This window comes from Bradyrhizobium arachidis, assembly GCF_015291705.1.
Lineage (GTDB): Bacteria > Pseudomonadota > Alphaproteobacteria > Rhizobiales > Xanthobacteraceae > Bradyrhizobium > Bradyrhizobium arachidis.
In genome coordinates this window covers 4535685-4558718 of the sequence record NZ_CP030050.1, presented here as the reverse complement: position 1 = coordinate 4558718, position 23034 = coordinate 4535685, and the positions used below count along the sequence as shown (strand labels likewise).

At 64.8% G+C, this 23034-nt stretch carries 20 protein-coding genes; 14 read left to right on the top strand and 6 right to left on the bottom strand.

All coding sequences use genetic code 11. The features are described from left to right. Positions 1-12: 12 nt before the first annotated feature. A complete protein-coding gene (locus WN72_RS20950; RefSeq protein ID WP_092216770.1) occupies positions 13-435 on the bottom strand; it encodes an MAPEG family protein in 423 nt (140 codons plus the stop codon). 156 nt (positions 436-591) lie between these two features. Here WN72_RS20950 and WN72_RS20945 point away from each other — a divergent pair, with 156 nt between their 5' ends. From WN72_RS20945 to WN72_RS20895, 11 genes are all read left to right on the top strand, one after another. Beyond that, complete coding sequence (locus WN72_RS20945; RefSeq protein WP_092216722.1) at positions 592-1227, top strand: acriflavin resistance protein; 636 nt, start codon at positions 592-594, stop codon at positions 1225-1227. A gap of 2 nt (positions 1228-1229) precedes the next feature. Continuing rightward, the gene (locus WN72_RS20940; RefSeq protein WP_244553778.1) at positions 1230-2087 is read left to right on the top strand and encodes a tetratricopeptide repeat protein; all 858 of its coding nucleotides are present in this window, start codon (positions 1230-1232) and stop codon (positions 2085-2087) included. A gap of 90 nt (positions 2088-2177) precedes the next feature. Next, on the top strand, positions 2178-3020 hold the full coding sequence (locus WN72_RS20935; protein WP_092216771.1) for a metallophosphoesterase family protein: 843 nt from the start codon (positions 2178-2180) through the stop codon (positions 3018-3020). A gap of 142 nt (positions 3021-3162) precedes the next feature. After that, the gene (locus WN72_RS20930) at positions 3163-4458 is read left to right on the top strand and encodes an alanine racemase (RefSeq protein ID WP_092216724.1); all 1296 of its coding nucleotides are present in this window, start codon (positions 3163-3165) and stop codon (positions 4456-4458) included. A gap of 9 nt (positions 4459-4467) precedes the next feature. Then, complete coding sequence (locus tag WN72_RS20925) at positions 4468-5127, top strand: amino acid ABC transporter permease (protein ID WP_092216725.1); 660 nt, start codon at positions 4468-4470, stop codon at positions 5125-5127. Between the two features lie 10 nt (positions 5128-5137). After that, on the top strand, positions 5138-5788 hold the full coding sequence (locus WN72_RS20920; RefSeq protein WP_027557465.1) for an amino acid ABC transporter permease: 651 nt from the start codon (positions 5138-5140) through the stop codon (positions 5786-5788). Further along, positions 5775-6503, top strand: a complete 729-nt coding sequence (locus WN72_RS20915) for an amino acid ABC transporter ATP-binding protein (protein ID WP_092216726.1) — start codon at positions 5775-5777, stop codon at positions 6501-6503. The genes WN72_RS20920 and WN72_RS20915 overlap by 14 nt, the downstream gene beginning before the upstream one ends. Positions 6504-6529: 26 nt before the next feature. Beyond that, positions 6530-7327, top strand: a complete 798-nt coding sequence (locus WN72_RS20910) for a transporter substrate-binding domain-containing protein (RefSeq protein WP_027557463.1) — start codon at positions 6530-6532, stop codon at positions 7325-7327. A gap of 56 nt (positions 7328-7383) precedes the next feature. Then, entirely contained in the window at positions 7384-7728 is a 345-nt protein-coding gene (locus tag WN72_RS20905; protein WP_092216727.1) for a RidA family protein, read from the top strand. A 55-nt stretch (positions 7729-7783) separates the two neighbouring features. Beyond that, entirely contained in the window at positions 7784-8809 is a 1026-nt protein-coding gene (locus WN72_RS20900) for a succinylglutamate desuccinylase/aspartoacylase family protein (protein ID WP_092216728.1), read from the top strand. Between the two features lie 41 nt (positions 8810-8850). Next, on the top strand, positions 8851-9915 hold the full coding sequence (locus tag WN72_RS20895) for a LacI family DNA-binding transcriptional regulator (protein ID WP_027557460.1): 1065 nt from the start codon (positions 8851-8853) through the stop codon (positions 9913-9915). 8 nt (positions 9916-9923) lie between these two features. Here the strand turns inward: WN72_RS20895 and WN72_RS20890 are convergent, their stop codons facing one another. Both WN72_RS20890 and WN72_RS20885 read right to left on the bottom strand, forming a co-directional pair. After that, on the bottom strand, positions 9924-10220 hold the full coding sequence (locus WN72_RS20890) for a hypothetical protein (RefSeq protein ID WP_092216729.1): 297 nt from the start codon (positions 10218-10220) through the stop codon (positions 9924-9926). A 150-nt stretch (positions 10221-10370) separates the two neighbouring features. Further along, positions 10371-11393 (bottom strand): NADP-dependent oxidoreductase, encoded by a 1023-nt coding sequence (locus tag WN72_RS20885; protein ID WP_092216730.1) that lies wholly within the window; start codon positions 11391-11393, stop codon positions 10371-10373. A gap of 543 nt (positions 11394-11936) precedes the next feature. Between WN72_RS20885 and WN72_RS20880 the strand changes: the two genes are divergently transcribed. Then, the gene (locus tag WN72_RS20880) at positions 11937-12401 is read left to right on the top strand and encodes a hypothetical protein (RefSeq protein ID WP_092216731.1); all 465 of its coding nucleotides are present in this window, start codon (positions 11937-11939) and stop codon (positions 12399-12401) included. Between the two features lie 16 nt (positions 12402-12417). On the opposite strand, the gene guaB is transcribed toward WN72_RS20880, so the two are convergent. Beyond that, the gene (guaB, locus tag WN72_RS20875; RefSeq protein ID WP_027557456.1) at positions 12418-13911 is read right to left on the bottom strand and encodes an IMP dehydrogenase; all 1494 of its coding nucleotides are present in this window, start codon (positions 13909-13911) and stop codon (positions 12418-12420) included. Positions 13912-14354: 443 nt separating this feature from the next. Here guaB and WN72_RS20870 point away from each other — a divergent pair, with 443 nt between their 5' ends. Further along, positions 14355-15845 (top strand): MFS transporter, encoded by a 1491-nt coding sequence (locus WN72_RS20870; RefSeq protein WP_027557455.1) that lies wholly within the window; start codon positions 14355-14357, stop codon positions 15843-15845. A gap of 84 nt (positions 15846-15929) precedes the next feature. Here the strand turns inward: WN72_RS20870 and WN72_RS20865 are convergent, their stop codons facing one another. Next, positions 15930-17903, bottom strand: coding sequence for a hypothetical protein (locus WN72_RS20865; protein ID WP_092216732.1), 1974 nt, complete (start codon positions 17901-17903; stop codon positions 15930-15932). A gap of 316 nt (positions 17904-18219) precedes the next feature. Between WN72_RS20865 and WN72_RS20860 the strand changes: the two genes are divergently transcribed. Next, a complete protein-coding gene (locus WN72_RS20860; RefSeq protein WP_167380873.1) occupies positions 18220-19146 on the top strand; it encodes a class I SAM-dependent methyltransferase in 927 nt (308 codons plus the stop codon). Positions 19147-19236: 90 nt separating this feature from the next. Here the strand turns inward: WN72_RS20860 and WN72_RS20855 are convergent, their stop codons facing one another. Continuing rightward, positions 19237-22962 carry an FG-GAP repeat domain-containing protein gene (locus WN72_RS20855; protein WP_092216734.1) on the bottom strand — a complete coding sequence of 1242 codons (3726 nt, stop codon included), beginning with the start codon at positions 22960-22962 and terminating at the stop codon, positions 19237-19239. Positions 22963-23034 lie beyond the last annotated feature (72 nt).

Here is a 23034-nt window from a genome sequence, read left to right as displayed (position 1 = left end):
TCGTGCGGGCACCTAGATCAGCAACAGCATCTTCAGCGCGAAATAGATCCACATCGCCAGCAGCACCAGCACGCCGGCGAGCCAGATCGTGGAGCGCCGGCCGAGGTCGTTCGAAGAGACGAAAACGCCGGCATGGACAAAGCGCGTCACCACGAACACCCAGGACATCAGCACGATGAAGAGATCGGCGTGCCGGAGCGGCAGCGCCAGCGCGATCAGCGCGTAGAACAGCACCGGCAGCTCGAACTGGTTGCGATAGCAATTGGCGATCTGTGTGGTGCCCTTGGGCCAGTTCGGCTCGCCCAGCGCAATGTCGCGGATTTTGGTCTCGCCCGAGACCAGCGATTGCCGGCGCGCCAGCGCCATGCCGATCAGCAGCGCGAAGGTGAGACCGACCTGCACGAAGACAGGCAGCAAGACCATTTGAATGGACATCGGAACTTTCCCGTAGAGCGGAGGGCCGCGGACCGTCATTAGCCGCGACTTCTGGCGCTGACAATCAACGAGTTGAACCGGCGTTCCCGATGAGGCGACCAACCACCGATTGTTAAAGCGATTTCGTCCCGTTTGGGCACAAGGCGAGAGACCGCCATGACTACCCCGTTCAACCAGATCGCCGGCTTGATCACCTCATGGGGTGAATCCGCGGACGGCCAGCTCGGCATCCTGATGTCGGCGCTGGCAGGTGTCGCCGCGGCGCTCGCGGTTGCGCTGGCGATGACGGTGTATTTCCGCCTCTCCTACCGGACCTGGCGCGACGTCGCCAAGCATGGCCTGGCGACGCTTGCCGCCATCGCCCTCGTCGCCTTTGCCGCCTACGACATGCGCCACGCGGCGCTGGCCTATCTCGGCCTCAATCCGTCGAAGCCCGCGGTCGAGTTCGAGATCCGGATGCCCCGGGAGACGCTGACGACGGCATCCGACAGCCAGATCGAGCTGCACACCGACCGCAACCAGACGCTGGCGCTGGTCGACGGCGTGCGCGACCTCACCGACGGACGCGCGGTGCTGCGCGGCGCGGTTGCGCTCAACCACCGCACGGCCGACCGCGTGCTGGTCGTGAACCTGCCCGGCAGAGGCATCTTCGAATTCCGCCTCCGCCTGCCCGCAGAGCCGCATCGCTCCGCAGAATTCGGCCCCTGGCACCTCGTCGATAGCGTCGCCTCGACGGTCGCCGGCAACGTCGCTCCGCAGGACGCCTACACGATCCGCTACCGCGTGCTCTGATCATGCTCCGAACGACATATTGCGTCCTCGCCGCGCTTGCTCTCGCCACACTGCTTTGCCCGCGTATGCCGGTGATCGCCGCGCCGGCCGACATCGCCACCTGCGATCGGCTGGCCGCCCATCCCACCGACCCGGACAGGCCTGCCGACGTGAAAGGCAATCTCGAGATCGCCGATGCCGACATCGCCGCCGCGCTGAAGGCCTGCACGGCGGCCGCTACGTCGGCGGATGCTCCGCGCCGCATCTGGATGGAGCTCGGCCGCGCCTACGAGTTCGCCCGGCAGCCGGCGCAGGCGGCAGGCGCCTATCGCAAGGCGGCCGACGCCGGCAGCTCGTCCGCAATGGCCGGGCTCGGCGCGCTCTTGCTCAACGGCAACGGCATCAAGAAGAACATCGCCGAAGGACGGGCACTGACCGAGAAGGCGGCGAATGCCGGCGATGTCGAAGGCATGATCAATCTCGGCTCGCTCTACGGCGGCGCTGTCGGCGGAAAGACCGATTTCGCGATGGCACGCAAATGGTACGCCAGGGCGATCGAAGCAAATTCCAGCGAGGCCATGTATCAGCTGGGCTTGATGACGCAGGACGGCGATGGCGGCCCGAAGGACGATGTCGCGGCCAGGGCGCTGTTCGAAAAGGCGGCCGCGCTCGATCACGCCGACGCGCTGGAGCGGTTAGGCGCCTATGCCGAAGCCGGCCGCGCGGGCGAGAAGGATGCCAAGGCCGCGATCGACTATTACAAGCGCGCTGCCGCGCTGGGCAACGAAGATGCCGGCAAGGCGCTGGAACGGCTGCGCTGTCCGTTCGGCATCAGGGATCGCGACGGCAAATCCGTCGGACGGATTTGTTTTGACGGCTGATGAGGGGACAGCGTGTTTTAAACTTTGTTCGTTGCGATGCATGCGTGCGCCGTCATCGTTTCGACGCGTGACGATCTGTATGCTCATCGCATGTCCGAATTTCGCCTGACGCAGATTTCCGACACGCATCTTGGCCAGCGCTTTCCAGGCCTGATCGCCAACTTCCAGGCGATCAGCGCGCACATCGACGCTGACAGGCCCGATCTCGTCGTCAACACCGGCGACGTCTCCTTCGACGGGCCGAGCAGCCGCGACGATGTCGCATTCGCCAAGAGCCTGCACGCCGCCCTGCCCGTCGCCTGCCGCTATCTGCCCGGCAATCACGACATCGGCGACAATCCGACCGCGATCGGGCCTGCGCCGAAACCGCCGGTCGCGGAAGCGCATCGCCGGCAATTCTGCGACATCATCGGCGAAGACCATTGGTCGTTCGAAGCGGCCGGCTGGCGCTTCATCGGTCTCAACTCGCTGGTGATGAATTCAGGGCTCGCCTTCGAGGCCCAGCAGTTCGACTGGCTCGCCTCCGAGATCGCGCGCGTCAATGGCAGGCCGGTCGCGCTGTTCCTGCACAAGCCCGTGTTTCTCCACCTGCCCGACGACCCCGAGACGCCGGAGACCTCGATCCGCTACGTGCCGCAGCCGGCGCGTGCGCGTCTGATCGAGATGTTTGCACATGTCGACCTGCGCCTGATCGCCAGCGGCCACGTGCACCAGCGCCGCGACTTCACCTATCGTCATACGCGCCACGTCTGGGCGCCTTCGGCCGGCTTCAGGATCAACGATGCACGCCAGGACCGCATCGCGATCAAGGAAGTTGGACTCGTGGAATATCGCTTCCGGCCCGACAGTGTTGAGGTCCGCCACGTCCGCGCAGCGGGCCAGGTCGATATCGACATTGAGGAGCTGTTCGCCCAGATGGGCGGCGAGCACTAGCCCAATTCGCGGGCACTAATCCCTATCAAAATACCTCATTGCATCCTGAGTGAGCTAAAATTGGCTAAAATGGTCTAATGACAACGTTGTCATTTCAACATATCGTCGGTTCAGCGGTCGGCGAGCCGCGGAGGAAGCGACGATGCAGTTCTTGTCCCGGTGGGATAGCCAACGCCTTTCGACGACGACACGGGGTATTCCCCTGGCCGATGGCCTGGCCACCGACGACATCGGCCGTCAGCGCTGGTCCCCTTCGCGCGGCGACCTTGCGCTGCCCGCCCTCACCCTCGATGAAGCCGCCTTCGCGTCCAACCGTGACCTCTTCCTGAAATGGTGCGCGAGCGCCGACGTCAGCGTCGCGCCTCACGCCAAGACCCCGATGTCGCCGGAGCTCGCCCGCTCGCTGCGCGAGGCCGGCGCCTGGGGCACGACGGTCGCCAACATCCAGCAGGCCGCCGTGCTGCTTGCGAACGGCGAACGGCGCCTGCTGCTGGCCAACGAGATCGGCGGGCTCGCGGCCGGCCGGCGGCTCGGCGCGTTGCTGAGCGCCTATCCCGATGTCGAGCTTCATGCCTTCGCGGATTCACCGGCCGCCGTCGCGGCACTGGCGGAAGCCGCGCGGATCGCGGACCGCAGCGAATTGTCGGTGCTGGTCGAGCTCGGCGCCGGTCGCGCCGGCGCGCGCAACCGTGCCGCGATCGAGGCAACGATTGCGGCGGTGCTTGCCGCCGATCGGCTGGTGCTCGGCGGCATCGCCACGTACGAAGGCGCGGTCGCAACGCCGGATGCCGACGCGACGATGCGCGCGATCGCGGCGCTGATGGAGCGCACCGTCGAGTCCTTCGCCTTGGCGCGCGCCACCGTCCCACAGCGGCCACTGATCATAAGCGCCGGCGGCTCCGCCTATTTCGACATCGTGGCCCGCGCGCTCGCACCCGTCGCGCGGGCTGACGGCAACGCCATGGTCCTGCTCCGCTCCGGCGCGCTGTTCTTTGCCGATCACGGCATCTATGCCCGCGCTTTCGCCGAGTTCGACCGGCGCGGCGGTCTCGTCATCGACAACGCGCGCCACTCGGCGGCCGAAGGCTTTCGGCCCGCGCTGACGCTGTGGGCCGAGGTGCTGTCGCGCCCCGAGGACGGACTTGCGATCGCCGGCTTTGGCATGCGCGATGCCTCGTTCGACCAGGGACTGCCGGTGCCGCTGCGCGTCTTCCGCGACGGCGTCGAGCAGCAAGGGCTTGCCGCTACGCTCACGGTGACGCACCTCAACGACCAGCATGCGTTCCTGTCGGTGGCTTCCGACAGCGCGCTTGCAGTCGGCGACGTCATCGCCTTCGGCATCTCGCATCCCTGCACCTGCCTCGACCGCTGGCGCGTCATCTTCGGTCTCGACGCCGACGGCGTCGTGACGCGCGCCCTCCCCACCCAGTTCGGCTGAGAGCGGCGCATGAATTTCCTGCCGCTCTGGCGCTACCAGAATCAGCTCATCGACGGGGCCATCGTCACGCTGGAGCTGACGGTGATCTCGGCACTCGCCGGGCTCGTGATCGGCATCGCCGGCGCGGTCGCGCTGAAGGGGCGCATCACGACGCTGCGCTGGCTGGTGCGGGGTTACATCGAGCTGTTCCGCAACACGCCGTCGCTGATCCAGATCTTCATCGTCTTCTTCGTGCTGCCGAACTTCGGCCTGAAGCTGCCGGCCTTCGAGGCCGCCGCCGTCGCGCTCTCGCTCTATTTCGGCGCGTACTCGGTCGAGATCATCCGCGCGGGGCTCGATTCCATTCCGCGCAGCCAGGTCGAGGCGGGACAGTGCCTCGGCCTGTCAGGCTGGCAGGTGTTCCGCCACATCATCCTGCCGCCGGCGCTGCGCAATGCCTATCCGGCTGTGACCAGCCAGTTCGTGCTGCTGCTGCTCGGCACCTCGCTCGCCTCGCAGGTCGCCGCCGACGAGCTGTTTCATGTCGCGGGCTTCATCGAAAGCCGCACCTATCGCAGCTTCGAGGTCTATGCGGTGATCTGCGCGGTCTATTTCGCGATGGCGATGTCGTTCAAGGCGCTGTTCGCCATCATCGGCATGACCGCCTTCCGCTGGCCGCGGCGGCGCTGAGGGACAAGCGATGCGATCCTTCTCCCTCATCGACTTCGTCTCGCTGTTCACCGCGCTGCGCTGGACCGTCGCGCTCGTCGTGCTCGCGCTCGCCTTCGGCGCGCCATTGGCGCTCGGGCTCGCCGCGGGCCGCATCAGCCGGTTCGCCGGCCTGCGCTGGGCGATGGCGGCGTGCATCCAGGTGATCCAGAGCGTGCCGCTGCTTGGCCTGTTGTTCTTCTTCTATTTCGGCATGCCCGTTTTCCTCGGCATCCAGGTGCCGGCGCTGGTCGCCGTCACCGTCGCCTACACGCTCTACACGGCCGCCTTCCTCGGCGAGATCTGGCGCGGCGGACTGGAGGCCGTGAAACAGGCGCAATGGGAGGCTGGCGCCTGCCTCGGCCTCTCGGCCTGGCAGCAGTTCCGCCACATCATCGCGCCGCAGGCGCTGCGGCTGTCGCTGCCGCCGACCGTCGGCTTCCTGGTGCAACTGATCAAGGGCACCTCGCTCGCCTCGATCCTCGGCTTCGTCGAGCTCGCCCGCGCCGGACAGGTGGTGAGCGCGGCGACGTTCCAGCCGCTGCTCACCTACGCGCTGGTTGCCGCGATCTATTTCGCGCTGTGCCTGCCACTCACGCTCTGGTCCCGCTCCCTGGAGGCCCGCCTCGATGGCTCTCGTTGAAATCCGCGACGTGCACAAGACATTCGGCAAGGTCGAGGTGCTCAAGGGCGTCTCGCTCGATGTCGAGGAAGGCGAGATCGTCACGATCATCGGCCGCTCCGGCTCAGGCAAGTCCACGCTGCTCCGCTGCATCAATGCGCTCGAGAGCGTCGATTCCGGTGAGATCCGGGTCGAGGGCCAGAAGGTCCACACCCGGATGCCTGATCTGAAGAAATTCCGTCAGCGCGTCGGCATCGTGTTCCAGGCCTTCAATCTGTTTCCGCATCTGAAGGTCGAGCGCAACATCACGCTGGCTCCGCTGCTCACCGGCCGCATCGACAAGGCGAAAGCCCGCGCACTCGCCGAGGACGTGCTGACCCGCGTCGGCCTCGCCGACAAGATCGATGCCTGGCCGGAGCAGCTCTCCGGCGGCCAGCAGCAGCGCGTTGCGATCGCCCGCTGTCTCGCCATGGCCCCCCACCTGATGCTGTTCGACGAAGTGACCTCGGCGCTCGATCCCGAGCTCGTCGGCGAGGTCCTGAAGGTGATGGAGGCGATGGCCAAGCAAGGCATGACCATGATCCTGGTCACGCACGAGATGGGCTTTGCCCGCAACGTCGCCAACCGCATCGTCTTCATGCATCAGGGCCGCGTGTGGGAACAGGGATCGCCGGCAAAGCTGTTCGCCAATCCTGAAACCCCCGAGCTCGCAAGCTTCATCGCATCCGCCAAGTGAAAACCTTCCCCTTCAAGGAGAGAGTCATGAGACAACTGAAGTCCCTCTTCACCATCGCAGCAACGGCGCTCGCCGTCCTCGCCGCGCCGAACCTTGCCAAGGCCGACAAGCTCCAGGACGTGCTCGGCGCCGGCAAGCTGCGCGTCGGCATCCTCACCGATGCCGCCCCCTGGGGCTTCAAGGACGACAAGGGCGAGATCGCAGGTCTCGACGCCGACCTTGCAAAACTCATCGCCGCCGACATGGGCGTGAAGCTCGAGCTGGTGCCGGTGACAGGCGCCGCGCGCATCCCGAGCCTGCTCTCGGACAAGATCGACATGCTGATCGCGGGCCTCGGCGCAACGCCCGAGCGCGCTCAGCAGGTGATGTTCTCACAGCCCTATGCGGTGGTGAATCTCGGCGTCTATGGCGCCAAATCGCTTCCCGCCGCGACCGGCAAGAAACCGGACAATCTCGACGGCCGCAGCGTTGCGGTCGCCAAGGGCTCGACGCTCGACATCTGGCTCACCGACAATGCGCCGAAGGTGAAGCTGGTGCGCTTCGAGGACACCCCGGCCGCGATCGCAGCCTACCTCGCCGGACAGGCCGACACGTTCGCCGAGAACAGCGCCATTGCGCTGAAGGTGCAGGACCAGAACCCGACCAAGGAGGTCGAGCTGAAGTTCCTGATCCGGCAGTCCCCGGCCCATGTCGGCGTGCGCCAGGGCGAGCAGAACCTGCTCAACTGGATCAACACCGACATCTTCTTCAACAAGCTCAACGGCAAGCTCGGCGCACTTCAGCTGAAATGGTTCAAGGAAGAGCAGACGCTGCCGACACTCTGAACCGACATGCTCCCGCGTTCGTCGCGGGAGCACTCACCTTCACGAGGAGAATTGAGATGATCAAACGTTACGTCGTCGGCTCGCGCATGAGCCAGGCCGTCGCCGCCGGCGGCATGGTGCACATCGCAGGCCAGGTTGCCGATGACCGCAAGGCGGGCATCGTGTCGCAGACCCAGCAGGTGCTCGCCAAGATCGACGCGCTGCTGAAGGAGGCTGGCTCCGACCGCTCCAGGCTGATCGCGGTCAACGTCTTCCTGCCGCACATCATCGACTTCGACACCATGAACTCGGTCTACGACGCCTGGATCGATCCAGCCAATCCGCCGGCGCGCGCCTGTGTCGAAGCCCGCCTCGCCGATCCCGATTTGCGCGTCGAGATGACCGCAGTCGCACTGCTCTAAGCCCTTCTTCCAACCTTCGGCCGGCGCTGGCTTCGGCGCGGCCCCGAGGCAAGCCATGCATACCGGACTGTTTCACGACATCGACTTCGAGAAGGACCAGAAATGGTCGGGCCATCTCGGCATTCCCTTCTCGATCGACCGCTCTCCCTACTTCCAGCTCAAGATCCCGATCTTCCGGATCAAGAACGGTGCTGGACCAAAGCTGCTGTTGATGGCCGGCAATCACGGCGACGAGTATGAGGGCGAGATCACGCTGACGCGGCTGTATCGCCGGCTCGATGCGAAAGCGATCAAGGGCGAGATCACCATCCTGCCCTTTGCCAATTTGCCCGCCGTGATGGCGGCGCGCCGCCGCTCGCCGCTCGACGAAGGCAATCTCAACCGCGCCTTCCCGGGCGATGCCGGGGGCACGCCGACATTCCGCCTCGCCCACTTCCTCGAGCACGAGCTGTTTCCGCGGCATGATGTCGTGTTCGACATCCATTCCGGCGGCACGTCGATGGCGCATGTGCCTTGCGCACTGATCGAGCGGCAGGGACCGCCGGAGATGTTCGGCCATGCGCTGCGGCTGATGGAAGGATTGGGCATGCCGTTCGCCTTCGTCGCCGAGAACGGCGCGGCAGCGCCGACCTCGATGGCGGCGGCCGCGCGCGCGGGCGCGATCGGACTGTCGGGCGAATTCGGCGGCGGCGGCACCGTCACGCCGCAGACCATGGCGCTCACCGCGCGCGCCGTCGACCGCCTGCTGCTCGCGCTCGGCCTCGTCCAGGCGCCGGTGCTGGGGCCGCACGCGCCGGTCGAGCGCGCCACTGAACTGCTGGCCCTGCAGAGCCATGCCCAGGCGGTGTTCGCGATGCGCCGCGGCTGGTTCGAGCCCGCGGTCATGGTCGGCGCGCGGGTGGCAGCCGGCGATATCGCCGGCTGGTATCACGACTTCGAGCGTCCCGAGCTGCCCGAAGAGGTACTGCGCTTCCCCGCTGACGGCATCGTGATCTCGCAGCGCCTGCACACCGACAGCCAGAGCGGCGACTGTCTCGTGCAGGTTGGCCGTGCGCTGTCGCGCGACGAGGTGACGCGCTGAGCTTTGGAGAGACCACCGACTTCGACTACCTTCGGGATTCGATGACCGATCCGGCAAAGCCAGGCTATGACGACGTGGTGCGCATTCCGGCGCCGCCCGGCCGCAGCAATGCGACCGGGCGGCCGCCGCGCATCGAGGAGGTTGCGGAGCGCGCCGGCGTCGCGCCGATCACGGTGTCGCGGGTGCTGCGCCACCCCGAAAAGGTCAATCGCGAGACCCGCGAGCGCATCCTGGAGGTGATCGAGGCCACCGGCTATGCCTCCAACCCGCATGCGCGCGCGCTACGGTCCGGCCGGTCGAACGTGGTCGTCGCCTTCGTCTCCAACATCCTCAGCCAGCAGTTCGGCCTTGCGGTGCGCAGCTTTGCCGCAACGCTGGAGCCGGAGGGTTTTGAGGTGCTGGTCGGCCAGACCTCCTACTCCTATGCCAAGGAGGTCGCGATGATCCAGTCGCTGCGCGGCATCCGCCCGGCAGCGGTGATGTTCACCGGCGTGATCGAGCTCGAGGAGAACCGCACAGCGCTGGCCGAGCTCGGCATTCCCGTGATCGAGACCTGGGCGTATCCGCGCGATCCCATCGACATGCTGGTCGGCCTGCCCAATGCCGATGCCGGCGCCATGGCGGCGCGCAGGCTGGCCGAGGCCGGCCATCGCCGCCTCGCCTTCATCGGCCGCAGCAGCGGCCGTGGCGCGCTGCGCCGTGACGGCTTTCGCATGGCGGCGGCACGGCTTGGCCTCGAGATCGTCCACGAGATCGGTGTCGGCGAGATCACGGGCCTCGTCGACGGCCGCGCCGCCTTCACCGCCCTGCTCGACCGCGGCGGCAAGGTCGATGCCGTGTTCTGCGCCAACGACCTGCTCGCGACCGGCGCGCTGATCGAGGCCCGCGCCCGCGGCCTGTCGGTGCCGCGCGATCTGGCCGTGCTCGGCTTCGGCGACAACGACGTCGCCGATCAGATCACGCCCGGCCTCACCACCATCTCGTTCGATGCGGCTGCGCTGGGGCGTATTGCGGGCGAACTGCTTCTGGCGCGGCTATCCGGCACGCCGTCAGCCGAGCAGCGGCTCGCGGTCGATCTGTTCCTGGTCGAGCGCGGCAGCGTCTGAGCGCGGGATTAAGCGACGCTCTTGAGATCCTGCTGGATCGCGGCGAGCAGGGATTGCAGCGCCTCGCTGTTCACGGGCTTCGCCACCGCGTCATCGGCCGGCAGATCGCTCGCGACCTTGGGTGCCCTGACCGGACGTTTCGGGAATGGCGGCGGTGGCACCGGCATCGCAGGCTGGCTGAAATCGCCCTCCTCGCTATGCACGAACTTGCCGTGGATCACGTCGTCGTGGCGGCCCATCACGAACATGGCCACCCAATAGCCGGCAGCCAATAGGATTACGCAGAAAACACTGATCTCTAACATCGCTACACCTAAAATATGCGCGATGATTCAATGCCTTCGCCCTGGCGTCAATGAACCGACGGTCACACCTGCGGCTTTTGCGGGCAGGTGTGGCCGATTGGTGACTCTTTGTTAACCATTGATGTCCGGCATATGACGCCGGTGCAACAACTACAGCTTGTCGGGTCCGACCCGCACCAGCTGCTTGCCGAAATTGGCGCCCTTCAGGAGGCCAATGAAGGCGCCGGGGGCGCTCTCCAGGCCCTCGGTGACGAACTCCTTGTACTTGACCTTGCCGTCGCGAACCCACCCCGACATGTCGCGCAGGAAGTCGCCATGGCGGGAGGCGAAATCGGAGACGATGAAGCCGCGGAAGGTCAGCCGCTTGGTCAGCGTCGCGCGCATCATCGATGCCGCCCATTTCGGCGGCTTGGCCTCGGTGTCGTTGTAATGCGCGATCAGGCCGCAGACCGGCACGCGCGCGAACGGATTGAGCAGCGGGAACACCGCTTCGAACACCCCGCCGCCGACATTCTCGAAATAGACGTCGATGCCCTTCGGGCAGGCGAACTTCAGCTTGGCCGGAAAATCGGTCTCGCGATGATCGAGGCACTCGTCGAAGCCGAGCTCCTTCACCACGTAATCGCACTTGTCCTTGCCGCCGGCAATGCCGACCGCGCGTGCGCCCTTGATCTTGGCGATCTGCCCCACGGCCGAGCCGACCGCGCCCGAGGCGCCAGCAACGACGACGGTCTCGCCTTCTTGCGGCTTGCCGATGTCGAGCAGGCCGGTGTAGGCGGTCATGCCGGGCATGCCGAGCACGCCAATGGAGGTCGAGATCGGACCGAGCCTGGGATCGACCTTGATCAGGCCCTTGCCATTCGAGATCGCGTTCGTCTGCCAGCCGGTGCGTGCGCGGACGATGTCGCCCTTGGCGAAGTCCGGGTTGTTGGAGGCGACGACTTCGCTCACCGCCTCGCCTTCCATCACGCCGCCGACCGGCACCGGCGCGGCGTAGGACGGCCCCTCGCTCATGCGCCCGCGCATATAGGGATCGAGCGAGAGCCAGATCGTGCGCAGCAGGACTTCGCCGGCACCGGGCGTCGGCACCGCGAATTCCTCCAGACGAAAATCAGACAGTTTTGGTTCGCCGACGGGACGCGCGGCGAGAACGATGCGCTTGGCTTGGGACATGATGTTTCCTCCGGATTGTACTTCGACGCGAACGGAAGCGGAGGGAGGTAGCTACGTCAATACAAAAGCGGTGGAGCCACACACACGCTGTCGTCGCCCGACTTGATCGGGCGACCCAGTATTCCAGCGGCAGTTGTGGTTGAGCCGAAAAGCCGCGGCGTACTGGATGCCCCGGTCAAGCCGGGGCATGACACCATCGTTGAGGCAACCGCGCCGAAACTCACGCGCTCGCACACAGCTCTCGTGTCCCGGACGCGCGCCGGCACGCAGTGACGCTGCGCAGAGCCGGGACTCAGAAAGCGAAACGACGGATGCAGAGACACGGGCCCCGGCTCTGCAGCGCATCACCAAAGAGGTGCTGCGCTGCGTCCGGGGCACGAGAGCGAAGGCGGCTGGCGCCACCGTTCCCTAGAATTTTAAGCAGCGAATTAAGACCGTGATCAGCCCACCAGCCTAGGCTGTACCAGGGAGATCGCCTCGCCTTTGCCGTGCACAGCCGCCTCGGCAACGAGATCAACAGGCAAAAAAGAAATTGGACAGGAAATGACATCGCTGAGGCAGCAGATCGGGCAGACGGGTCTCGCAGCCCCGAAGAGCACGGCATGGCAAATCGCGTTCGTCATAGCCGGCTTGCCGATCATCTTCTTCGTGATCGGCCCCACGCTCCTTGCGTGGCTGTCAGGCAGGTCCACGGACCTTTTTACAACGGCGGGCGGTCTTGCAGCTCTGGTGCTCATCCTCCTGCCGACATGGATCGCGCTCTTTCTCAATCAGCGCCATGTCCTGCTGATCTGTTTGTCAAATCTCGTCTGCGTCTTGATCGGCGTCCTCGGCGCGGCCGACATGCCCGTTTTCAGCTGGATCGGTCTCGGCAGCGAAGCGTGGTGGTCAGTCCTGGGGTGGCAATTCGCACTCATCTGGTCGTTCATCAACAGCAACAGACCGGCCGCGGCGGAGCGCGATCCGTCCGCCCCGCCGGTCCCATCACTGACAACGATCAGCCCATGACCTTGCGTCGGCGTAACTAGCCGCCACCCGGATAGTTCGGCGCCTCGCGCGTGATGGTGACGTCGTGGACGTGGCTCTCGCGCAGGCCGGCACCGGTGATGCGGACGAACTGCGCCTTGTCGTGCAGCTCCTTCATGTCCTTGGCGCCGACATAGCCCATGGCGGCGCGGAGGCCACCGGCGAGCTGGTGCATGACGTTGCCGACCGGCCCCTTGTAGGGCACCTGGCCCTCGATGCCCTCAGGCACGAGCTTGAGCGAATCCTTGATGTCCTGCTGGAAGTAGCGGTCGGCAGAGCCGCGCGCCATCGCGCCGACCGAGCCCATGCCGCGATAGGCCTTGTAGGAACGGCCCTGCCACAGGAACACTTCGCCCGGCGTCTCGTCGGTTCCGGCGAGCAGCGAGCCGACCATGGCGATGTCGGCACCGGCAGCGAGCGCCTTGGCGAGATCGCCGGAGAACTTGATGCCGCCGTCGGCGATGACGGGAATGTCGGCCTTCTTGGCCGCTTCCACCGCGTCCATGATCGCGGTGAGCTGCGGAACGCCGACGCCGGCGACGATACGCGTGGTGCAGATCGAGCCCGGACCGATGCCGACCTTGATGCAGTCCGCGCCGGAATCGATCAGCGCCTGCGCGCCGTCGGTGGTGGCGACGTTGCCGGCAACGACTTGCACCGAATTGGACAGGCGCTTGATGCGGTTCACCGCATGCAGCACGTGACGGGAATGGCCATGCGCGGTGTCGACCACGACGAGATCGACGCCGGCATCGATCAGCCGCTCGGTGCGCTCGAAGCCGGTGTCGCCGACGGTGGTGGCGGCGGCGACGCGCAGGCGCCCTTGCGCGTCCTTGCAGGCGAGCGGATGGGCGACCGCCTTCTCCATGTCCTTGACGGTGATCAGGCCGACGCAGCGATATTGCTCGTCGACCACCAGCAGCTTCTCGATGCGGTGCTTGTGCAGCATCCGCCGCGCTTCATCCTGGCTGACATTCTCGCGCACCGTGACGAGGTTCTCGTGCGTCATCAGCTCGGAGACTTTTTGCCGGCGGTCGGTGGCAAAGCGCACGTCGCGATTGGTGAGGATGCCGACCAGCTTGCCCGGCGTGGACTTGCCGGCGCCGGTGACGACGGGAATGCCGGAGATGCCGTGGTCGCTCATCAGCTTGAGCGCATCGTCGAGCGTGGCCTCGGGGCTGATGGTGAGCGGGTTCACCACCATGCCCGACTCGTAGCGCTTGACCTGCCGCACCTGGGCGGCCTGCCCTTCGGGATCGAAATTGCGGTGGATGACGCCGAGGCCGCCGGCCTGCGCCATGGCGATCGCCATGCGGGCTTCGGTGACGGTGTCCATGGCGGAGGCCATGATCGGGATGTTGAGCGGAATGGCGCGGGTGACGCGGGAGCGGATGTCGACCTCGCCCGGCATGACGTCGGACAGGCCCGGCTTCAACAGCACGTCGTCGAACGTAAAGGCTTCGCGGATGCCTTGAAGTTGCACCGTGGCCATCTGCCAACTCCTTCCTGCGGCCGTGCCGCAAATGCTTATGGATGAGCGCCACCCTCGGCGTACCTTGCGGCATCGCCGGAGAATCGGAGCCCATCGGTGGGGTTGACGCCGGTCGATAGCACGGCCGCGTGACGAATCAAAGCAATTCGGACCGGCGGCCAGCCATGCACAGGCTTTTTGAGTAAATTCGGCGTGGATAGGCTCGCCGGCGGGGCCCACCCACCGTCCTTCCGGGGCGCGACCTAGCGCGAGCCCGGAATCCATCCCGCAGCGGTCCCTGCGGTCCGATGGATTCCGGGCTCGCGCCACGTGGCGCGCCCCGGAACGACGAAGGAGCGAGCACAGCATTTAGGTGCTATGCGTTGATCCGCAATGGTCGCCGCCGGGCGGCGGTGTTAAGCCGCAAGTCCACCCTCTCTTCTGATTTTCATTACCAATCTGTCATGGTCGACAAGCAACGCGTCATTCCGCTGATCGTGGCCACTGCTCTCTTCATGGAGAACATGGACTCGACCGTCATCGCGACCTCGCTGCCGGCGATCGCGGCCGATATCGGCACCAGCCCCCTGACGCTCAAGCTCGCCATCACGTCCTACCTCTTGTCGCTGGCGGTGTTCATCCCGGCGAGCGGCTGGACCGCCGACCGGTTCGGCGCGCGCATGGTGTTCGCGATCGCGGTCGGCGTGTTCATGGTCGGCTCGATCGGCTGCGCGCTCTCGACCTCGGTCACCGATTTCGTGTTCGCGCGCATCCTCCAGGGCATGGGCGGGGCGATGATGACGCCGGTCGGGCGCCTCGTGCTGCTGCGCTCGGTCGACAAGAGCGCGCTCGTCAACGCCATGGCCTGGGTGACGATCCCTGCCCTCATCGGCCCCGTGATCGGGCCGCCGCTCGGCGGCTTCATCACCACTTATGCCTCGTGGCACTGGATCTTCCTGATCAACATCCCGATCGGGCTGCTCGGCATCTTCATGGCGCTGAAGTTCATCGATCCCATCAAGAGCGAGACGCAGGAGCCGTTCGATCTCTACGGTATGGTGCTTGCCGGCATCGGCCTTGCCGGCATCGCGTTCGGCCTCTCCGTCGCCGGGCTCAACCTGCTGCCCTGGAGCACGGTGGCGGCGCTGATCGTCGGCGGCGCGATCTCGATGACCCTCTACGTCATCCACGCCCGGCGGACGGGATCCCCGGTGCTCGACTTCTCGCTGCTGAAGCTGCCGACGCTGCGGGCGGCCATTTTCGGCGGCTTCATGTTCCGGCTCGGCATCGGCGCGCTGCCCTTCCTGCTCCCGCTCTTGATGCAGATCGGTTTTGGCCTGTCGCCGTTCCATTCCGGCCTCGTCACTTTCGCCTCCTCATTGGGGGCGATGGGCATGAAGACGCTGGCGGGCCGCATCATCCGCGCCTTCGGCTTCCGCAACCTGATGACGGCGAACGCGATCATCAGCGCGTTCTTCCTCGGCGTCTGCGCGCTGTTCACCGTAACGACGCCGCTCCTGATCATCATGGTGATCCTGGTGGTCGGCGGCTTCTTCCGCTCGCTGGAGTTCACCGCGATCAACACGGTCGCCTATGCCGACGTCGAGACCGCGCAGATGAGCCGGGCCACCACGCTCGTCAGCGTCAACCAGCAGCTCGCGGTCTCCGCCGGCGTCGCCGTCGGCGCCGCCAGCGTGGAGACGACGATGTGGCTCAGCCATGTCAGCGAGATCAACGCCACCGTGTTCGCACCCGCCTTCGTCGTGGTGGCGCTGACCTCGGCGGCCTCGAGCTGGTTCTTCTGGCAGATGCCGGCCGATGCCGGTCACGAGATCTCCGGCCGCAAGGCCACGGAGATCGCGAGCCGCAAGGGTGCGGGCAAGGGCGCGGCCAAGGCTGCCGTCAAGGCCGCGACCGAGGATACCCAGGACGTGCGCGACCAGCGGCTGGGGTGAGCAACGCACCAACGAGAAGAGCGATGGCCCAAGGGCCATCGCTCTCTTGATCGTCCACGACCCTCTCGGGTCGCTCGAAGCGCGTCAGTTCAGCGTGATGCGATAGAGCGCGACGCCCAATCCCAACGGCTTCGCTGGCGAGCCTGCGGTCGAGCTGTGGAGCTGAAGCTCGCCGTTGACCGCGGTCGCGGTATAGTCCTCGATCAGCTGCAGGCTCGGATCCGGTGCGCCGCTGGTATTGCCGGAGTGAGCGTTGGCGTAGTCGATGAAGTTCTTGAGGTTGCTCGTGGTCGCATCGACCTGGTAGCGCTGGACCCTCACCGGCCCGCTGTAGCCAACCGTCTTGAAGATGTTCGAGACGGAAATGGAGAAGTTCTCCGCCGTGCCGGTTCGGGTGTTGGCGTCGTTGTTGAAGACCAGATACGGGTCGAAATTGTAGACCATGACATTGGTCGAGCTCTGGTCGCTGGTGACGAACGCATTGAGGTGCGACCCCGAGGTCGGCGTCACCGTGACCTGATTGCGCAGCCCCGTCATCAGATTGTACATCTTGAACACGTTGGTGTGCGGCTTCGGCAGGAAGGTGTAGGAAGTTCCGCTGCCATAAGTGTGCAGCAGGCTGGCCGTGCCGAGGGCCGAAGGAGCGGCCGGCCCGCCATAGACGAGCCGATCTTCGACCGTGAGGAAGGATCCCATCGTCACGCCCTGGGCCAGCGCCTCCGGCAGGAACGCGGCAACCCATGCTGCTCCTTTGTGCGACCAGTTGACGTCGCCGTTCGAGCAGCTGGACGGTCCCCATTCCGACAGGAAGAGCGGCACGTTCTGCATGTTGTACGCATTCAGCTTGGCCCTGTAGGCATTGGTCATCTGCTCGAACAGGGCGAACGGCTGAGTGACGTCATCGCAGGCGTGCTCGACCGTGTTGGTGCGGAGGGTTTCGACCGAGCCGTAGTAATGGAACGAGAAGTGATTGAGCGGCATGTTGAACTTCGCGCCGTACGGCAGAGCGGACGGATTGAAAACCTGCTCGATGAACTGCTCTTCCAGCGAGGGGCCCGTTCCCTGCGGTCTCACAATCAGATTCCAGCCGGCCATTGCAGGGCCCGCGATCTCGATGGTCTTGCCGTTATAGGCACTGTTCTGGCCAAGCTCGGCGTTCACCGCGGTGATCGCGTCGGCGAAGATCTTCTGCACGGGCAGGAGATTGCGGCCCAGACGGCGCGCGTCGCCATTGTTGGGAAATCCCAATTGCGGATTGTCCTCGTCGGTGATCGCGTAGGCCTGTGACGTCGAGCTGAAGCTGTACGTTGCCGGGTTCATCCACCACAGCCAGCGTTTCCAGGGGCCAAGATCCGGAGGAGCACACGTCGAGCCGTTGCACACCGGGTAGTCAGCCGCGATGTCGATCTCGTTGCTGACCTCGAAGACTGCCGTTTGCGCGACGCCCGTGAACGCCCTGGTCGCGATGTAGCGGACGAGTGCCTTGGCGTAATCCTTGTAATGATCAATGATTTTCGGGCTGTTGGCGTTGTTCGGATCGATGCGCCGGTCGCCCCACGTCTCCGGCTCGCCGTACTGAATAAAGCTTATCGGCATGTGCGAGGCGACCGCCATGTGGGGTGAAAGATTGGCCTTGAGCAGCCAGTCGAGCTGCCACGCCAGCGGGAAGCAGTCGCCCGCGCTAAAGGTGGGAGGGGTGGCGGCGTCGTTGCCGCCGAAATTTCCCTGGGCGTCGATGTCGCAATATTCATCGGTCAGCAGCAGGCGGGCCCGCTTCGTGCCGATGCCCGCGAGCAGCGGCAGCATCTGATCGGTGAGCGTATCGGGGTAACCGCTCACGGAGCCCGGCGCGTTGCCGCTCTGGAAGATGTTCTTGAGGGTCGGCAGCACGTTGCCGCCGCCTTGCGGAAGCGTCGAAGCCGTGTCGATCGAGATGGTCGCGTCCGCCGCGGCGATCTGAATCTGGCCCAGACTCAGCGCGGTCGCGGCAAGAGCCGCGAGAACAAGACGACGATGCTGCCGGCCCGCTGGACGGCCCGGATTGTTCAGGATGTGCATGCTATTCCCCAGAAACAGGATTGCCCGCTTAGATTGCGGCAAACAGCATCATCACCCTCGATCGCTACAGGATTATGATAACATAACATATGTAATGATATTCGCGGGTAAGGGCTTGCGAGATGCGCATCGTCGCAGTCAGCGAAGCGCACTCCGACCGGCAAAGACGCTGCAGAAACGGGACGGATTTCCGAAAATTCCAGGCCAAACAACAATACTGGCTGCGCCAAATATCATATCGAGCGCAAGCTGCATCAAACTGTCGTATTTCGCGTGATAGACGGTGCCCCGTCGGGACGAATTGGGGATGTTGCGCGTGAACAGGCTGTCCAGGGACATCATCAAATCGACCTTCCTGAGGGTGCACCGGGTTGCGCTGAGCGGCGGCCTCGTCGTGCTGCCGAACCATTACTACACGCCGATCGCCGACGTACGCGAGCTGGAGCGGACGAAGGACAAATGGGCGAAGCGGTCGCCGATGACCGGAATAGACGCCGACATCGCGCGGCAGGCCTCGCGCCTGCAGGAGATCGTCAAGCCGTTCGAGCCCGAATACCGCGGCAACAGCACCTACCAGGAAGGCGCGGCCAGGGGCTTCGGGCCGGGCTTCGGCTATGTCGAGGCGCAAGCCCTGCACGGCGTGCTGCGCTGGCTCAAGCCCAAGCGCGTGATCGAGGTCGGGTCAGGCGTGTCGACACATTGCGCGACGAAGGCGCTGGCGATGAACGCGTCGGAGGGGCATCCCGGCAAACATACCTGCATCGAACCGTATCCGAGCGATTATCTGAAGAGCTCGCCCGAGATCGAGCTGGTGGCCAGCAAGGTGGAGGAGCTCGACCCCGCCACGTTCGATCAGCTCGGGGACGGCGATTTCCTGTTCATCGACACATCGCATGTGGTCCGGCCGGTTGGCGACGTCGCTCACCTGTATCTCGAGATCATTCCGCGCATCAAGCCGGGCTGTGTGATCCACATCCACGACATCTATTTCCCCTACTCGTTCCAGCGCGATCTCCTGGACGCGCTGTTCCAGGGCGCCGAGACGACCGTGCTCCAGGCGCTGCTGACCAACAACGACCGGCTGGAGATCCTGTTCTGCCTCAGCATGCTGCACTATGACGCGCAGGACGTGCTGAAGGAGGTCTTCCCGGAATATGTGCCGATCCCCGACGTCAACGGCTTGAACGTGCCCAATACGACGGGACATTTTCCGTCGTCGATCTATCTGCGCGTGCGCGGGTAAGTGGTGGCGCCGGCCATGGCCGGTGCCCTGGCTCGTTGCCGCGAGTGGACGCGCCCGACGATCGGGCGCGCGCCAAGTTCGCGCAGGCTGTCAGGCATGCGCGGCCAGTTGGGACTGATTGGCCGCATCCTGAGCCGCGGTGATGAGCGTGCCGCCGTGGCCGTCGGACGTCAGCACGAAGCTCGTGGCAGCGTATTGACCCAGCAACGTCAACGACGCGATATGCGGGCCATCGGAGACGGTGAGATGGCCGCCGCTGTTGCTGGCATTCGCTGAATAGCCAAGCGTCGCGCCCCCGCTGCTGAAGGCGATATCGGAAAGGTCGATGCGGTCACCTTGGCCAAATCCCGTGATCGAGCCGGCGAACCCATCGGAATTGTCGAGCTGAAGCGTCGCACCGCCCGGCGCGAAGGCTAACTTGGCGGTGGAAGCGGACGGGATCTCGAGCGTCGTGCCTGCTGCGATCGTGGTCACCGGCTGATTGGCGGCGTAGACTTGCACCTTCTCGCCATTCACATCGCTCCACCCGATCGCGAACCCGCCATCCTGCGACGCGAGAAGCTGGGGATGAACCTGATCCTGGGTCGCCTGCACGTTGATCGCGACTTCGCTGCCGACAGGAGACTGCTGATACGCGTCGAACAGCTGCGCCTTGACGACGGTTCCACCGGTGCTGCTGGCGCCCTGCCACATGATGGCGAAATTGCCGTCAGCCAGCGCGGTTACCTTCGGCTGGGATTCAACAAACGCGTCGATGGGAACGATCATCGCATCGATACGAATCTGATATCCGATCTTGGTTCCGCCGGCATCGAATTGCTGTGCCATGATCACGTCCGTGACCGCCGCACCGTTGTAGCGCTCCTCTTCCCACGTGACGACGAATCCGCCCGTAGATAATACGGCCACGTTCGGGTTGCTCGTGAACGCGTACCCGATCGTCGAATTGACCGCGATTTCCGCGCCGATCTTGTTGCCCTGTGCATCGAATATCTGGGCCACGAAACCCGGTCGTTTGACCTCCTCAGGGGGTGTTCCGACAGGATTGATCTGAAGAGTGAGCTGATTCCAGACGGCAACGAAGCTACCATCTGCAAACCGGGCCAGGGCCGGCGAACTCCCGCCACTCTTGTCCAGGACGGCATCGACCTGGTTGCCGATCATCGTCCCGTTCGTATCGAACGTCTGCGACCTCAAGATCGCATCTCCGTTCAGCGTATCACGATGAACCCACGTTACGACGAGACTGCCGTCGGCCAGAGCTGCCACGGAAGGCGTTGGGAGCTGAACTTGAAGGCCCGGATAGCCGAGATTGAATCCCAGTTGGCCTGATTCAGTTTCGACGTGAAATGGCGCTCCCGCCGGCAAGCCGTTCGGAGCGAAAAGCTGGATTTCGACGCCGGCGTATGGAACGCCCAAGCCAGGGTAAGAAGCCGCCCACGCCACCGCGAATCCTCCATTCGCCAATGCCGTAACGGAAGGATGCGCTCCCGGAGCGGCGAGCAACGGGAATGGCATTTGCGCGACGGTTTCCGCGCCAACCTTCGTACCGTCTGGGGCAAGGATCTGGGCATGAACCGTCGATCCATCCAGCCAGGCGATCGCGAAATTGCCGCCGGTCAATTCGGCCACGGCCGCGCCGTTGACGCTCGCGGCTTGAAGTTCTGGTCCGGCGGTCAGTACGGCCGGAGCAACCGGCCCAACCTGAATCCCGGAGAACAAGACCGCGAAGATGCCGGAGAAGTCAGGCCCTCTGCCCATTCCATCGACAATGACGGAGCCGTTCTGGTCACCACGCACGAAGGACAGGCCGCTCACCGGCAGATCGGTGGCACCGACCGTGTAGCTGAACACCATTTTGGTGGGATCGCCGAGCGCCGCGGTTGCGGCCGCGTCATAGACCGCGATGCCGCCGTCGTTGAGCGTGAACGTCAGTCCGTCGCCGGTGACCGTCACGGCGCGGCTCATGGTCACCGTGAAGACCACGGTGTCGCCCACGTGCTCCACGCCATTTGAAGGCGAGGCGACAACGGAGGTCACGATCGTCGGCGGCGTCTCGACCTGGATCCCGGCGAACGAGGCCGTGAACATGCCCGAAAAATCGGGGCCCCTGCCCATTCCATCGACGATGACAGTGCCGTTCTGGTCGCCACGCACGAACGAAAGGCCATAGACCGGCAGATCGGCCGCGCCGACCGTGTAGTTGAACACCATCTTGGCGGGATCGCCGAGCGCCGCGGTTGCAGCCGCGTCATAGACCGCGACCCCGCCATCGTTGAGCGTAAATGTCAGTGTTTGGCCTGTGACCGTCACGGCGCGACTCATGGTCACCGTGAATGTCATGGTGTCGCCCACATGTTCTACGCCGTCTGTCGGCGAGGCCACGACGGAGGTCACCGTCGTCGGTGGCGTCGCGACCTGGATGGCCGCGAACGAGGCCGCGAACGTGCCGGACAAGTCAGGGCCAACTCCAGCCGCATCGACGATCTGCGAGCCGTTCTGGTCGCCGCGCACGAAGGACAAACCGTTCACCGGCAGATCGGATGCGCCAACCGTGTAGCTGAACACCAGCTTGGCCGGATCGCCGAGCGCGGCTGTCGCGGCTGCGTCATAGATTGCGATGCCGCCATCGTTGAGCGTCAATGTCGGCGTGCCGCCGGTGATCGTCACCGCGCGGTTCATGGCGATGGTGAAGGTTACGGTGTCGCCGGGATGTACCAAACCGTACGCCTGCGACGCGGTGACGGAAACGACTCTGGTCGGTCCGGTGTTAATCAATACCGATAGCGAGTTGGTAGCGGAGTTGGGCACCACCAGGTCAGGCCGACCATCGCCGTTCAAGTCGGCCGCCACAACAGGCTGGTTACCCTGCCCGACCGCATAAGTCCCTCCCGGGCCGAAGGTGCCATCGCCATTGCCCAGTTGGTTGGAAACGTAGCTCTGGCCATAAACTGAGGACGCAGCGTCCGGCCGGCCGTCACCGTTCAAGTCCAGCAGCACTTGAGAGTCGGGGAAATTGATCGGCGCCGGGTGTATGCCGCCCGGCCCGTCAACGAGGTGTGTCGCTACGGTGAAGGTGCCGTCGCCATTGCCGAGGAACAGCATGTTACCGCCGCCGACATCAGGGCGGCCGTCTCCATTCACATCGCCTATCGTAACGTAGGGATTGACATATGGTGTTGTGTAGTCGTGCTGCGCCTGGAACGTACCATCTCCGTTGCCGAGCAGGATCGATACCTTATAGTCCCACTGCCCAGCCGCGAGGTCGGGCCGACCGTCTCCATTCAGATCTCCAACCGCCAGCGAAAGCACTCCGGCGTCGCCCTGGTACTGGTTTAAGATTGTTCGCGGCGCTCCAAAGCTGCCATCGCCGTTATTCAGCATGAGCGTGACGCCGTAGAACTGGTTCAATTCCACCACATCGGACCGGCCATCTCCGTTCAAGTCGGCCAGCACAATGGAAGTCGATGCTCCTGGCGACGCGTAACTTATCGGCGACCGAAATGTGCCATCGCCATTGCCGATCAGGACAACCGTCCCACCATTTAGTCCGCCTTCCACGATATCGAGCCGGCCGTCGCCGTTGACATCGCCGACGGCGACGGCGTTCGGAGCATTTCCGGCCGCGTAGGCCGTCTGAGCCTGGAACGTACCGTCACCATTGCCGAGCAACACCGAAACGGTGTTTGACCCTCTGTTCGCGCTCACGAGGTCCGGCCGGCCGTCACCGTTCACGTCGCCGATCGCAACGGATTGCGGCGACGTCGCGGTCGCGTAGCTCGTCTGTGTGCCGAAGGTGGGCGGCGATGTAGCCATCACAAGGTCTCCCCGGATTGATCGGACTCACCGAGTATCCATTCCACTTGTGGTTGCCTACGCTTTGGCCTT